General features: G+C 62.4%; 13 protein-coding genes. 7 read left to right on the top strand and 6 right to left on the bottom strand.

The features are described from left to right. Positions 1–7: 7 nt before the first annotated feature. From G473_RS0112440 to G473_RS0112430, 3 genes are all read right to left on the bottom strand, one after another. Positions 8–1294, bottom strand: a complete 1287-nt coding sequence (locus tag G473_RS0112440) for an MFS transporter (RefSeq protein ID WP_029013361.1) — start codon at positions 1292–1294, stop codon at positions 8–10. Positions 1295–1355: 61 nt separating this feature from the next. Continuing rightward, the gene (locus G473_RS0112435; RefSeq protein ID WP_035707081.1) at positions 1356–2213 is read right to left on the bottom strand and encodes an amidohydrolase family protein; all 858 of its coding nucleotides are present in this window, start codon (positions 2211–2213) and stop codon (positions 1356–1358) included. Between the two features lie 4 nt (positions 2214–2217). Continuing rightward, entirely contained in the window at positions 2218–3291 is a 1074-nt protein-coding gene (locus G473_RS0112430) for a mandelate racemase/muconate lactonizing enzyme family protein (RefSeq protein ID WP_210163312.1), read from the bottom strand. A 128-nt stretch (positions 3292–3419) separates the two neighbouring features. Between G473_RS0112430 and G473_RS0112425 the strand changes: the two genes are divergently transcribed. The 5 genes from G473_RS0112425 to lldD all read left to right on the top strand — a co-directional run bounded on the left by G473_RS0112425 (position 3420) and on the right by lldD (position 8456). After that, positions 3420–4130: a GntR family transcriptional regulator gene (locus G473_RS0112425; RefSeq protein ID WP_029013358.1), complete on the top strand. Its 711-nt coding sequence runs from the start codon at positions 3420–3422 to the stop codon at positions 4128–4130. 256 nt (positions 4131–4386) lie between these two features. Next, positions 4387–5235, top strand: a complete 849-nt coding sequence (locus tag G473_RS0112415; RefSeq protein ID WP_029013356.1) for a fumarylacetoacetate hydrolase family protein — start codon at positions 4387–4389, stop codon at positions 5233–5235. Between the two features lie 5 nt (positions 5236–5240). Next, on the top strand, positions 5241–6248 hold the full coding sequence (locus tag G473_RS0112410; RefSeq protein WP_029013355.1) for an aldo/keto reductase: 1008 nt from the start codon (positions 5241–5243) through the stop codon (positions 6246–6248). 324 nt (positions 6249–6572) lie between these two features. After that, positions 6573–7304 (top strand): SDR family oxidoreductase, encoded by a 732-nt coding sequence (locus tag G473_RS0112405; RefSeq protein ID WP_210163311.1) that lies wholly within the window; start codon positions 6573–6575, stop codon positions 7302–7304. Positions 7305–7325: 21 nt separating this feature from the next. Further along, positions 7326–8456, top strand: coding sequence for an FMN-dependent L-lactate dehydrogenase LldD (lldD, locus tag G473_RS0112400; RefSeq protein WP_029013353.1), 1131 nt, complete (start codon positions 7326–7328; stop codon positions 8454–8456). A 79-nt stretch (positions 8457–8535) separates the two neighbouring features. Here lldD and G473_RS0112395 read toward each other — a convergent pair whose 3' ends face one another. Further along, positions 8536–10611, bottom strand: a complete 2076-nt coding sequence (locus G473_RS0112395; protein ID WP_029013352.1) for a methyl-accepting chemotaxis protein — start codon at positions 10609–10611, stop codon at positions 8536–8538. A gap of 242 nt (positions 10612–10853) precedes the next feature. Then, entirely contained in the window at positions 10854–12110 is a 1257-nt protein-coding gene (locus G473_RS0112390) for an MFS transporter (protein ID WP_029013351.1), read from the bottom strand. 118 nt (positions 12111–12228) lie between these two features. On the opposite strand from G473_RS0112390, the gene G473_RS0112385 reads away from it, so the two are divergent. Continuing rightward, the gene (locus tag G473_RS0112385; RefSeq protein WP_029013350.1) at positions 12229–12696 is read left to right on the top strand and encodes a GNAT family N-acetyltransferase; all 468 of its coding nucleotides are present in this window, start codon (positions 12229–12231) and stop codon (positions 12694–12696) included. 63 nt (positions 12697–12759) lie between these two features. After that, on the top strand, positions 12760–13818 hold the full coding sequence (gene argC / locus G473_RS0112380; RefSeq protein WP_029013349.1) for an N-acetyl-gamma-glutamyl-phosphate reductase: 1059 nt from the start codon (positions 12760–12762) through the stop codon (positions 13816–13818). 160 nt (positions 13819–13978) lie between these two features. On the opposite strand, the gene G473_RS0112375 is transcribed toward argC, so the two are convergent. Beyond that, on the bottom strand, positions 13979–14867 hold an 889-nt coding region (locus G473_RS0112375; RefSeq protein WP_342665659.1), incomplete at its 5' end, for a LysR family transcriptional regulator.

Below are 14867 nucleotides of genomic sequence, written 5' to 3'. Positions count from 1 at the left end.
AGCGGGATTACCGCACCGACCGGATGGGCAGGACGAAGAAGGAAGACGCGAAGACGAAGATGATGGCAGCGATGAAAAGCGTGCTGTAATTACCGCCCGACATGCTCAGCAACCAGGCTGACAGAACCGGGCTGATGGCCTGCGGGATGTTGATGGCAATGGTCAGGATGCCCAGATCCTTGCCGGTGGAACCCGTATCCTGCGGCAATACCTGCGTCATCAGCGCCATATCCACCGCCGTGAAGGCGCCATAGCCCAGCCCGACAATCGCGGCATAGACATACATCCCCTGCACCGTCGGCCAGAACAGGGGCACGGTACAGGCAATCGCCATGATGACGGAGGAGAAGAAGACGAAAGGCTTGCGCCGTCCCACCTTGTCCGACAGGAAGCCGGAGCAAAGGCCAGAGAACAGCAGCGTGACAAAGGTGATGGCGGAAATATTGCCAATGACCTTGTTCGCTTCATCCACCGACAGGTTGATGTAATCCTGCAGGATGTAGAGCTGATAGGTCACCACCCCCTGATAGCCCAGATAGATCGTGAAACGGCCCAGAAAGGCCCAGCCGAAATCTGGATATTTGCGCGGGTTGATCCAGAAACTGCGCAGGAAGGCGGGCAGGCTGAAGGGCGCCACCCGTACATGGGTGGACGGCACTTCCCGGTTGATCAGCACGAAAGCGACACAGCAGGCAGCAATGGCAAGGGCAAAGACCAGATAGCCCAGCACCAGGGTTGAGGCCAGATGCCCGGCCACGATGATGCCGACCGTGCCGCCCGCCGTCATCCCCGCCCCGATAAAGCCGGAAGCCACGCCCCGGCTGGCAGCGGGAAACCGGTCCGCCACCACGGTAGAAAGCGGGCCTTGCATCGCATTATAGGCAATCGCCGCCATCACCCACAGCACGGTGATGGACCAGAGTGTGGTCACCAGCGACACGCCAAACAGACAGGCCGACCCGATCAGGGAGCCCAGCGCGATCCAGGGCGACCGCCGCCCCCAGACCGACCGGGTGCGGTCGGACAGCGCCCCGGCAATGGGGGTGGCGAGCGTGGTGAAGATGGAGGTGATCGACATGACGATGGCGAGGTTGGCCGCCTTCGACGCCGGGTCCATCGCTGCGATCTGGTTGGGCAGCAGGACGGAGATCACCCCGTTATAAAGCGCCAGCAGCACAAAGAAATTGATCAGCAGCGACCAGAGCAGCACCCACCGCCGCTTGCCGGCGACATGTTCGCTCATATCCTCGTCTTCCACGGGTAAAGCAGCCGCAGCCAAAGGCATGTCGGTCATGGTGGGCCTGTTCCTCCACATGCGTTACCGGTTCTTTGGCGACCGGCTTGCGATGAAAATCTTAAATATCCAGGCGATAGACCCGCTGCGCCGTGCGCCAGCGGATGGCCTCCTGCGCTGGTGCCGTCAGGCTGGCGGTGATGGTGGTGAAAGCATCCAGCCACGCCTGATAGCCGCCGGACAGGTCCACCACAGGCCAGTCACCGCCAAACAGGCAGCGTTCCGGGCCGAAACAATCCAGCGCATGGTCGATATAGGGCCTCAATTCTTCCAGACGCCAGCCGGTCCAGTCCGCCTGCGTCGTCAGGCCGGACAGCTTGCAGTGCAGGCCGGGAAAGGCCGCCAGCCGGCGCAGATTATCCGCCCAGCCATCGCCCTGGATATCGGCGCCATGGCGGGCAATGTCCGGCTTGCCCAGATGGTCCAGCACCGTCACCGCCTCCGGCACGCGGGCATAGAGCCTTTCCAGCGACTGGATGATGGATGGCAACTGCACCGCGCGGGGGCAGATATCAAGGGAAAGCCCCATGGATGCGGCCAGGGCCAGCCCGTCAATATGGGCGGGATCGGTAATCAGGTCCGTCGGCTCATTCTGCACCGACCGGCGGATGCCGCGTACCAGTGGCCGGGTGCGCAATGCCTCCAGCGCCGGGGCGGCAGCCTCCCCCTTTTCCAGCGGGGCAAAGGCGACAATGCCGCCGATGGGCACCTGACCGGCAAGGGAGGTGACCCAATCCACTTCCGCCAGGGCCTGATCGGGCGCACAATCGGCCTGCACGAAGACGGCCTGCGTCAGCGCCACCCCCACGCCTTGCCATTCAGCATGGCCATGGGCATGGGCGATGGCCGGCACATGGGACAGCCAGTCATACTGTAGCCGCGACGGGTCCCAGAGATGCAGATGGGCGTCGATCAGCATGCGCTCACCTCCCGCCCGACAGGCGCACCTGCGGCGGGGCGGCACCCAGTTCCGACCTTTCCAGCAAGGTCGGGCGATGCCAGTCGCGGCGGGCTGCCTCGCTCAACACCAGCCCATGGCCGGGCACGTCACGCCCATGGATATAGCCATTTTCCATGTGATAGCTCTCCTCCACCAGATGGTCAAAATTCTGATAGCTGTATTCCAGCCATTCGACCTCTGGCAGAGCCAACGCCATGTTGACGCCAATTTCCAGGAAGGAATTGCCCAGCGTCACCGGCACGGATTTTTCCGCTGCCAGCCAGCCAATGCGCATCACATCGGTGACATGGCCATGGACATTCAACATGTCGGCGCCGCCCGCCTCAATCAGCGCGCGCTTGCCGGATACGTCCAGATATTCGCCGCTATTGATCAGGGTGGGGCCCGCCGTCTGGCGCAGCAGGCGCAAGCCTTCAAAATCATTGCGCTGGATCGGGTCTTCCATCCAGAAGATGTCGTGCCCGGCCTGGCGCATCAGGTCCAGGTTGCGCACCGTCTGTTTAGGCGACCAGGCCTCATTGGCATCAATCATCACCGTGGCACCGGCACCCACCGCCTGTTTCAGCAGGTCCAGCCGGTGGATATCGCGCTCAATCTCCGGATGGCCGACCTTGATCTTGAAGGCGGTAAAACCTTCATCAGCAGCACGGGCGAACAGGTTCTGGAATTCATCATCCGGCAGGTGGAAATCCAGGCCGGACGCATAGGCCCGCACCTTGTCCTTGCGCGCACCCAGCAGCTTCCATAGCGGTTGGCCCAGCGATTTGGCGAACAGATCCCAGACCGCCTGTTGCAAAGCCTCGTCAAACGGCAGGGTCAGGCGCCGGGCATTGCCGCCGCGCGGTCGTGTCACCCGATGGGCCAGGGCGCCGGATTGCTGCCCCTCCAGCCAGGGCCACACTTCCGACCGGAACAGGCGGACCATCTCCGCTTCGTCCGGCTGCGGGAAAAACAGCGCCTGGACGAAACCCAGGCCCGTGGTCCCATCCGGGCCGATCAGTTCCAGCGCCGCGACATGCACGTCATCAGCGCGCACCTGGCTATCCCCGATGACCCTGTCGCGGGCGAATTGAAATCGCGTGATGCGGAAGTCGACGATCTGCATTTTCACCGCTACAATCTATTCAGAAACCGATATCTGAAATATCAGGATTGAGATTAGATATGACAGCAACGCGGAGAAGGCAAGCGGCAAACGTAAGCCCGAATGAGGAAACCGCGCCGGCGGAGGGCAAGCGCCTCAGCGAAATTGCCTATAGCGCCATCCTGGAGGGGCTTTTTGCCCGCAAGGTGCCGGCGGGTGCTTTTGTATCCCAGAATGATCTGGTCAAGCTGCTGGGCATTCCGGTGCAGCCGTTGCGTGATGCGCTGCGGGTGCTGGAGGCGGAAGGGGTACTGACCATCCATCCCCGTTCCGGCATCCAGTTCCTGAAGCCGGATTTCGAATTTGCCCGCTCCACCTACCAGTTCCGCTCCATCATTGAGCGTGCGGCCGCCCGCACCTATGCGGAGACCGGCAGTGCGGAGGAAATCAACGCCCTGATGGATGAGCATCGGGGATTGATCGCCGATATTGAAAAGGAAGGGCTGACCCCGGGCATGGTGGAACGGCTGGAAGGGCTGGAACAGCGCTTCCACGGCGCCATGATCGCCTGCCTGCGCAACCCGCTGATTGAGACGACGGCCCGGCGGCTGAAGAATTATGTGACGCTGATCCGCCTGGAACGGCTGGTGACCCAGCCCTTGGCCTTACGGACGCTGAACGAGCATATCGAGGTGCTGACCGCCTGCGTGGACCGCGACGGCGACCGGGCCGAAGCCGCCCTGACCGCCCATTTCCAGGCGGCGCTGCAACGGATTTTGGGGATGTTCTAAGGGTCTTTTGGAAGAGAGTCAGGTGTACCTGGGACCGGACATAATTCTCAGGTCCGTCATCACGGCGAAGGCCGGGGTCCAGAATCACGGGCTGCTTGCTTTACGAAACTGGACCCCGGCCTTCGCCGGGGTGACGGGAATAGGGCGATTTGATCTAAACCTAACCAACGCCACCCCGAACCACCTGTTGACATATAAGAAAGCGTATCTAATATATCAGTTGCGAATTCCCCTTCCCAACTGAATGGTTAGAGTGATGAGACTGGCCCGCTATGGGGTGCCCGGACAGGAGCGCCCGGCCATCCTGGATTCCAACGGCATCCCCCGCGACCTCTCCGGCATCGTTGACGATATTGCCGGCCCGGCGCTGACCAATGCCGGGCGGGCAAAGCTCGCCGCCATCGACCCTGCCAGCCTGCCCGCCATCCCGGACGGCACCCGCATCGGGCCCGCCGTGGGGGCGGTGGGCAAGTTCATCTGTGTGGGGCTGAATTTCCGTGACCATGCGGCGGAATCGAACCTGCCCCTGCCGACCCAGCCCATCCTGTTCATGAAGGCGACCACCGCCATCACCGGCCCTAATGATGATGTCATCATCCCCAAAGGATCGGTGAAGACCGATTGGGAGGTGGAACTGGGCGTGGTGATCGGTGATGTCGCCCGCCATGTGCCGGTGGAAAAGGCGCTGGACCATGTTGCCGGCTATGTGCTGGTCAACGACCTGTCGGAGCGGGAATTCCAGATCGAACATGGCGGCCAATGGGTGAAGGGCAAAAGCTGCGACACGTTCGGCCCCATCGGCCCGTTCCTGGCAACGCGGGATGAAATCCCCGATCCCCAGGCGCTGGGCATGTGGCTGAAGGTCAATGGTCATCAATATCAGAACGGCACCTCGGCAGAGATGGTGTTCGGCGTGGCCCATCTCGTCTCCTATATCAGCCGCTACATGACGCTGATACCGGGCGACATCATCTCCACCGGCACGCCGGCCGGCGTCGGTCTGGGCCAGACACCGCCGACATATCTGAAGCCTGGCGATGTTATCGAACTCGGCATCGACGGGCTGGGCACACAGCGCCAGCGCACCATCGCCTGGACGGAGTGAGCGGCATGGCCATCGATCCCGGTGCCTTGGGCTCATTGGGCTTCGGTGCCGCCTCCATCGGCAATCTCTACCGCGCCATGAGCGAGGAGAATGCCGCCGACACGGTGCGAAGCGCGCTGAGCGCCGGTATCCGCTATCTCGACACGGCGCCCCATTACGGGTTCGGCCTGTCGGAAAAGCGCCTGGGCGCCACGCTGGCCGATCTGGACCCGGATGAGGATCTGATCCTATCCACCAAGGTCGGGCGACGGCTGGACCCGGTGGTGGGCAGCGACCTGACGCGGCAGCGCCAGGGCTTCGTCTCTCCCGAGCCGGTGGAGAGCAGCTTCGATTATTCCTATGACAGCGTGATGCGCTCTTACGAGGCCAGCCGCGCCCGGCTGCGCCGCGACCGGATTGATATCCTCTACGTCCATGATATTGGCCGTTTCGCCCATGGTGACCGGCATCCCGACATTTTCCGCCAGTTCATGGAAGGCGGGTACCGGGCGCTGCGGGAATTGCGCGATGGCGGCGCCGTCGGCGCCATCGGCCTGGGCGTGAATGAATGGGAAATCTGTGTCGAAGCGCTGGAATATGGCGATTACGACATCATGCTGCTGGCCGGCTGTTACACGCTGCTGGACCAGTCGCCGTTGGATATTTTCCTGCCGCTCTGCGCCCGACGCAATGTCAGCATCGTGGTCGGTGGCCCCTATAATTCCGGCATTCTGGCCACAGGCGTGAAGGGACAAGGCCCCTTCAATTACCAGTATCAGCCGGCCCCACCCGCCATCATCGACCGGGTGGCCGCGATTGAAGCCATCTGCGACCGGCACGGCGTACCGATTGCGGCAGCGGCCCTGCAATTCCCCCTGGCCCATCCACAGGTGATTTCCGTCATTCCGGGCATGAATTCCCCTGCCCAGGTGGAACGGGCGGTCACCTTGATGCGTCAGGACATTCCGCCCGCCTTATGGGCAGAGTTGAAGCAGCAGGGATTGATCCGGATCGACGCCCCCGTGCCGGGGTAATTGATTAGGGTTTGTCAGGGTTAAGCTGAAGCCATTTTTCACGTCATTCCCGCGAAGGCGGGAATCCATAATCCGTTGCGTTGCTTGGATTCCCGCCTTCGCGGGAATGACGGTGGGAAAGCACCATATGACCCAACCTAAACCCGACAAATTCTAGTGCTGTTTCGACGGTGACCGCCGCCGCGCCGCACATGCGGCTTAGCCAAGCTGCCGGAGGCAGTGCCGGCGATTGAGGAAAACGAAAGATAAGGGCGTGTTTCCGGGCAACGGGAAATGCGCCCTAAACCCCTCCCCAGACATCAAAGAACAACGAGGAAACGCATCATGGGCCGTCTTTCCGGCAAGAAAGCCATCGTCACCGCCGCTGGCCAGGGCATTGGCCGGGCCAGCGCAGAATTGTTCGCCCAAGAAGGGGCCGAGGTTATCGCCGTCGATATCAATGCCGATGCCCTGGCCAGCCTGTCCGGCATGCAGACCAGGACACTGAACCTGCTGGATGGCGATGCCATCAAAGCCCTGGCTGAAGAGGCCGGGCCGGTGGATGTGCTGTTCAACTGCGCCGGCTTCGTCCATGCCGGCACGCTGTTGACGACGGAGGAGAAAGATTTCGACTTCTCCTTCGATCTCAACGTCAAAGCCACCTATCGCATGATCCGCGCCTTCCTGCCGGGCATGATTGCACGCGGCGGCGGTTCCATCGTCAATATGTCGTCGGTGGCGGGCTGCACGCTGGGCGTGGCCAACCGCTTCGTCTATGGCGCTTCCAAGGCCGCCGTGATCGGGCTGACCAAATCGGTGGCGGTCGATTATGTCGGCCAGGGTGTGCGCTGCAACGCCATCTGCCCCGGCACCGTACAATCCCCCTCTCTGGACCAGCGCATGGAAGCGACCGGGAATGCCGATGCCGCCCGCGCCGCCTTCATCGCCCGCCAGCCCATGGGCCGCATCGGCCGGCCGGAAGAAATCGCGGAACTGGCACTGTACCTCGCTTCCGATCTATCTTCCTTCACAACCGGCTCGATCAATATCATTGATGGCGGCTGGTCCAACGCCTGACCCCGTGCGGGAACCGCATCCATGATCATTTCCTCCACCCTTGATTTCCGCGAGGCGGCCCGCCGCCGCCTGCCGCGTTTCCTGTTCGATTATGCCGATGGCGGCGCCTATGCGGAGGAGACGCTGCGTCGTAACGTCTCCGACCTGGCCGGCATCGCACTACGTCAGCGGGTTTTGAAGAACGTCGCGGATATCGACCTGTCCACCACCCTGTTCGGCCAGAAGATGGCCATGCCGGTGGGGCTGGGGCCGGTTGGCATTTCCGGCATGTATCACCGCCGGGGGGAGGTGCAGGCCGCCCGCGCCGCCAATGGCGCCGGCCTGCCCTTCTGCCTGTCCACCGTCTCCATCTGCTCTTTGGCAGAGGTGGCGGCGGCCACCGACGGGCCGCTCTGGTTCCAGCTTTATGTCATCCGGGACCGCGCCTTCATGCGCGACCTGCTGGCCACGGCCAAGCAGCAGGGTGCCAAGGCGCTGGTCTTCACTGTGGATATGCCGGTGCCGGGTGCGCGGTATCGCGATGCCCATTCCGGCATGTCTGGCGCCTATGGGCCGCTGCGCCGGGTGTTGCAGGCAATGGGCAAGCCCTCCTGGGCCTGGAATGTCGGCCTTCGCGGCCGTCCCCACCGGCTGGGCAATCTGGAGCCTGTGCTGGGCAAGGACAGTGGGATGAATGATTATATGGGCTGGCTGGGGTCCAATTTCGATCCTTCCATCGCCTGGTCCGATCTGGACTGGATTCGCCAGAGCTGGGATGGACCTTTGATCATCAAGGGCATCCTGGACCCTGATGATGCAAGGTCGGCGGCCGATATTGGTGCCGATGGCATTGTCGTATCCAACCATGGCGGTCGGCAGTTGGATGGCGTTCTGTCCTCGGCCCGCGCCCTGCCCGCCATTGCCGATGCGGTGGGCGACCGGTTGACCGTGCTGGCCGACAGCGGCGTGCGATCGGGCCTGGATGTGGTGCGGATGCTGGCGCTGGGGGCGCAGGGCGTGCTGCTGGGCCGCGCCTGGGTCTATGCCCTGGCGGCGCGCGGCGGCATCGGCGTATCGCAATTGCTGGAGCTGTTCGCCAAGGAGATGAAGGTCGCCATGGCATTGACCGGTGTACGCAGCATCGCGGAGATCGACCGGTCGATCCTGGCCTGACCGATCCAAGGCCAGCACGAAGAAAAAGGGCGCGAACCCCGCCGGGTCCGCGCCCTTTGTCCTTAAGACCCTATCCGTCTCAGCCCCGGATATTGCGCACGAACCGTTCCACTTCCTGGCGAAGCTGGGCTGCCTGCTGGGACAGGCTGTCCGATGCCGCACGGGACTGGGCTGCCATGGCACCCGTTTCTCCCGCTGCGCGCGTCACTTCCTGGATGGTGGCCGTGACTTCGCGGGTACCGGTCGCCGCTTCCTGCACATTGCGGCTGATCTCCTGCGTCGCAGCACCCTGTTCTTCTGCTGCGGCGGCAATGGTGGTCACCGTCTCGCTGATGGAAACGATGGTGCGGCCAATGGATTGGATGGCACTGACCGCGTTGCCGCTGACCGCCTGCATGCTGCTGATCTGGGCGGAAATCTCCTCCGTTGCCCGCGCCGTCTGGCTGGCAAGGTTCTTCACTTCCGACGCCACGACCGCGAAGCCCTTGCCGGCTTCCCCGGCGCGGGCAGCCTCGATCGTCGCATTCAAGGCCAGCAGGTTGGTCTGGGCCGCGATTTCCTGGATCAGATTGACCACGTCGCCGATTTTCTGGGCCGCATCGGCCAGACTGGCAACGGTTTCGTTGGTCTTCTCCACCTCGTCCACGGCGTCACCGGCCTTGCGGCTGGAATCGGCCAGACGCTCGTTGATCTCGGTGATCGACCGGGCCAGTTCCTCAGCCGCCGCCGCCACCGTCTGCACATTGGCGCTGGCGATATCGGCAGCGTTTGCCACGGCATTGGCCTGGGCGTTGGTCTGGGTGGCAATGGCGGACAGGGCCTCCGAATCGCCACGGATACGGTCAGACTGTTCGGCCACGACGCTGACGACGCCGCCGACGCTGCCTTCAAACTCGTCCGCCAACCGGTTCAGATCCTGCACGCGGCGACGGGCGGCCTCTTCCTCGTCACGGCGGCGCTGTTCTTCCATCTCCGCTACACGGCCCGCATTATCCTTGAATAATTGCAGGGCCTTGTTGATGGCGCCGATCTCATCGGCGCGGTCCTGCTCACCCACATGGATAGTATGGTTGCCACTGGTCAGCGCCTGGACGGTGGTGATAATCCGGCGCAGCGGCTGACCGATGATCTGACGCGTCGCCAGCCACAATGCCGCCAGCAACAGCACCGTCAGCAGCGCCGCCCCCACCAGGATCAGGTTGCGCAACTCGATCTTCGGCTTTTCCACCTGATTGACCGGCAGGTTGATCAGCACCGACCAGGGCGTGCCCGTGTTGCCGATCACGACCGGCATGAAAAGCTGTTTCACACTCGTGTTGAGGCTCTTGGAAACAGAGAATTGCTCAAAATTCTTGCCCTCGCGGATCGCGGGCAGCGGGTTCTTCAGCCGCTCATTGGTTTCGACAATAGATTTGCCCAGATGGTCCTTGTTGGCATAGCCGACCCATTTTCCCCCATTGGAAATCAGTGAAACCGACCCGGTTTCAAAGGGCTTTGCGGCTTTCAACAGTTCCCAGATGCCATCGGTCGCGAGATCAACGCCAGCATTACCAATGAATTTGCCATTTTCAATGATCGGCACCACAAGCGTCATCATCAAAACGGTCTTGCCGGCCACGGTATATTGATAAGGCTCGGTTGCCACTTCCTTCATCATGCGTTTGGGCAACTGGTAATACTCGCCGTCCGACCCCGTATCGTCATAGCCAACCAGGGTTTCCAATACCGGTTGCCCGGACCCACGGTTCCAATATGGAACAAAGCGGCCCGCACCATCACTGCCGGGCGTGTTTACCGCCTCACTATCCTTGCCGATAATGTCGGGCTCCAACCCCACCCACACAGCCAACATAGTGGGATTGGCCTCCAGCAGGGCTTTCAGCCAAGCATTCACTTCCTGCCGCCCCATGCCGCCAGCCTTCAGGCTGGTCAACGATGCGGCCATGAAACGGCTGATATCCATGGCATCATTCAGTTGGCGTTCCACCTGGGCGGTATGATAGCGCCCAACCCGTTCGCCCACCTCGAATGACAGCTTATCCGTATGCTCACCACTGCTGTCGGTAATGGCAACGATGGCTATACCCAAACCGGCGATCAGCACGGCGGCGATGGCCAACACCAGTTTGGTGACCAGAGGAAACCGTTTCAGCATCGTACCCCCCAACTACACATCTCATACGAGAAAGACTAATTTGGGGAGGTGAAGCAGAATTAAAAAAAATAGGTCCAAAGGAATATAATACGGTTGGTCGGATGCCAGCCAGGGACAGGATGAGGCTTCGTCGACCAGCGACAGCTTTCAGGCGCAAGCATATCCGGACGAACAGGCAATACATACCCCGGCAATCCGTTTATGGATGCATTATCAGCACCAGGCCCGGGGGCGGCCCGCGGTCATTTATCCTCCTCCGATCGGACAGCACCGGGGAACCGGTCCACCGTGCGCAGGGCTGGAAACAGGAAACACCAGATCGCCACCACAGCCAGGGTGCCCACACCGCCCAGGACGACAGCCGCACTGGCGCCAAACCAGGCGGCGGTGACCCCGGATTCGAACTCGCCCAACTGGTTGGACGCCCCGATGAACAGAGAGGAGACAGCGCTGACCCGGCCCCGCATCTCATCCGGGGTTTCAAGCTGGACCAGCGACTGGCGGATGAAAACGCTGACCATATCCACCGCGCCCATCACGATCAGCGCGATGCCTGCCACCACGGCCGATGTCGTCAGCCCGAAAATGATGGTACCGACACCGAATATCCCGACACAAACAAACAGAACCCGGCCGACATGACGGCGCACGGGACGGACAGCAAGGATCAACCCTGTTACAAGCGCCCCCACAGCCGGCCCCGCACGCAGGATGCCAGCCATCACCGGCCCGGCATCGAACTGGTCCTTGGCCAGCACGGGCAGCAGGGCGGTGGCGCCGCCCAGCAGCACGGCAAACAGATCCAGCGAGATGGCGCCCAGGACAATCGGCTTGGCACGGATGAAGCGGAAGCCAGCGAACAGCGTATCCATGCTGATCTTTTTCGCCGCTTCCAGCTTGGCTTTCGGCTCCAGCTTGATGAAGCAGACCAGGGTGAAGGCACAGGCAAACAGGGCGGCGCTGACCGCAAAGACCGAATGGCCGATCAGCCCATAAAGCACCCCGCCCAGGGCCGGCCCGACAATGCTGGCCCCCTGCCAGGCTGAGGAATTGAGCGCGACCGCACGCGGGAAAATCGACCGGGGAACCAGATTGGGGACCAAGGCGGAAGCGGCCGGCATCTCAAACGCGCGGGCCGTGCCCAGAATCACCACGGCGATGAAAGCGGGCCAGATCGGCGCGGTTTCGTCCCACAAGGCGAACCACAGCACGCCCATGGCCAGCACTTCCAGCCCCTGGCAGAAATTGATGATGCGCCGCCGGTCGAAGCGGTCGGCGACATGCCCCGTGATCAGCACCAGCAGGATGGAGGGCAGGAATTCCGCCAGACCGACAAAGCCCAGCGCCATGGCCGAGCCGGACACATCATAGATTCGCCAGCCGGTGGCCACGATCTGGATCTGCAATGCCAGGATGGAGCAGATGCGGGCGAACCAATAAAGGCGAAAGGCGGGATAGGCGAAGGGACTGGTCGATTGTTGTGTTGGGTCGTCGGTCATTTAGGGCGGATCATGTGACGGGCAGGTGGTTGGAACTATGCGCCCGGCCCGTTCCAGGCGATAAGGGCACATCCTGCAGGGCTGGCGCGCGGTCTGGGCGGGTCAATGGGATGGGGGAATGGTTATGTCAGTGAAGGATGATGTCGTTGTCCGGGTGGCGCAGCGTCGTGATGTGCCCGACATGGTGGCGCTGGTGCGCGAAGGGTCGCTGACACCGGAAGCCTATGCCGATACCAGCCTGGACCCGGTTTATGATGCCTGGGATGAGCTGATGCTGGACCCGAATGCGGAAACCCTGGTGCTGGACCTGGATGGCCGCGTGGTGGGCATGGCCCAGCTCAACTATATGCGCCACCTTTCCCGGGGTGGCATGCGCCGCTGTCATATTGAGAATGTTTTCATCGCCAGCGCCTTCCGCTCGCAAGGGCTGGGCGCGATTCTGATTGAGAATTGCCTGGATATGGCCAGGGCACGCGGCTGCGGTCTGGTCCAGCTTTTGAGCGACAGCCGGCGGACCGATGCGCACAGGTTCTACCAGCGCCTTGGCTTTCAGGCTTCGCATCAGGGCATGAAACTGTATTTGTAACCAAGTGGTGCGAAGGTGCCTGACCTTCGCACCACCCCTAGATCGTTGGAGCCCTGGAGCATCATGACCGCAATCGACCCCACCGCCCCCGTCCGCATCGCCATTCTGGGCGCTTCCGGCTATACCGGGGCGGAGCTGATCCGATTGCTGCTGCGCCATCCCCGCGCGCGCATCGTGGCCCTGACGGGGGAGCGCGCCGCCGGCAAGCCGGTGGCCGAGGTTTTCCCGCATCTGGCGCCTTATGACCTGCCGGCGTTGACCAAGATCGCCGATGTCGATTGGTCGGGCGTGGATTTCGTCTTCTGCGGCCTGCCCCATGGCACGACGCAAGAGGTGATCGCCGCCCTGCCCGATCATGTGCGCATCTGCGACCTGTCGGCGGATTTCCGGCTGTTCAATGTCGATACCTACGCCGAATGGTATGGCCATGCCCACAAGGCCCCGGCCCTGCAGGAAAGCGCCGTCTACGGCCTGTGCGAGGTGATGCGTGAAGGCATCGCCGGTGCGCGTCTGGTCGCCAATCCGGGTTGCTATCCCACCGCCTCACAGCTTCCGCTGATCCCGCTTTTGCAGGCCGGGCTGATTGAGCTGGAAGACATCATCATCGATGCCAAGTCCGGCGTGTCCGGCGCCGGACGCGATGCCAAGCAGGGCAGCCTGTTCGGTGAGGTGGCGGAGGGCATCCACCCCTATGGCATCGCCAGCCACCGCCACGCGCCGGAGATTGAACAGGGCCTGTCACAGGCCGCCGGCAAGGATATGCTGGTCGCCTTCACCCCGCATCTGATGCCGATGAGCCGGGGCATCCTGGCCACCACCTATGTGCGGATGAAGCCCGGCGCCACAGCCGACGATCTGCGGGATTGCCTGCGCAATGCCTATGGCAAGGAGCCTTTTGTGAAGGTGCTGCCCGATGGCGTGGCACCGCAGACCCGCCATATCCGTGGGTCCAATTTCTGCCTGATCAATGTCTTCGCTGATCGTCTGCCGGGCCGGGCCATCATCATCTCGGCCATCGACAATCTGGTGAAGGGCGCGTCCGGTCAGGCCGTGCAGAATTTCAACATCATGTATGGGTTCGACGAGACGTTGGGCCTGGACGTGGTGCCGCAGTTCCCCTGACCGCTTAAAGTCTGTCAGGTCTATAATTCTCACCACCGTCACCCCGGCGAAGGCCGGGGTCCAGAGTCACAAGCGCCTTGCTCTACGAAACTGGACCCCGGCTTTCGCCGGGGTGACGGTTGAGGTTGGTCCCTTGCGCAGGCGAGTCCCGAGCGAGTGTTCAAACCCCCTGCTTGCCAATCCGCGCCTTCAGATAATCCACCAGCAGCGCCACCTTCGGTGACAAGTGGCGGCGGTGGGGATAAACCGCCCAGATCCCTTCATCGGGCGGGCGGTTGGCTTCCAGCAAGCTGACCAGCGTGCCGGCAGCCAGATGCGGCTCGACATAAAAATCCGGCAACTGGCACAGGCCCAAGCCCTGGCGGGCCGCATCCAGCACAGCAAAGCCGCTATTGCAGCGCCACTGGCTGCGGGGGCGGAATTCCACCGCTCGTTCCCCATCGCTGAAGTACCAGATATCCGCCGTGCCGATCAGGCAATCATGCGAAGGCAGGTCGGCCAGCGCCATCGGCATGCCATGCCGTTCGAGATAGGCGGGGGCGGCGCACAGATGGCGGGTGCGCGATGCCAGACGCACGGCAACCAGCCTCGTGTCGCCCAGGCTGGTGCCGGTCCGCACCGCCAGATCAAACCCCTCCCCCACCAGATCGACCAGCCGGTTGGTCAGATCGATGGTCACCGATAATTGTGGATGGGCGGCCATGAACTGATTGACCAAGGGCACAATGAACCGTTCCCCATAGGCGATGGAGCAGGTCAGCCGCAGATGGCCGCGTGGAGCACCATCACGTTCGCTGACGGCGGCGAACATTTCCTCCCGCTCCTCCACCAGCCGGCGGCACCGTTCCAGAAAGGCCCGACCGGCATCGGTCATGCTGACCTGCCTTGTCGTGCGGTACAGCAGCCGCACCTGCAACCGGTCCTCCAACCGGGCAATCTCCCGGCTGACATGGGAGGTGGAGACACCCAGCCGGGCAGCGGCGCTGGAAAACCCCTCCGTCTCGCACACCGCGATGAAAATCTCGATTCCGTCCCAACCGCCCATGATG

This window comes from Niveispirillum irakense DSM 11586, assembly GCF_000429645.1.
Taxonomy (GTDB): domain Bacteria; phylum Pseudomonadota; class Alphaproteobacteria; order Azospirillales; family Azospirillaceae; genus Niveispirillum; species Niveispirillum irakense.
The sequence above is the reverse complement of the archived record's forward strand: the minus strand, read 5'-3'. Positions and strand labels throughout refer to the sequence as shown.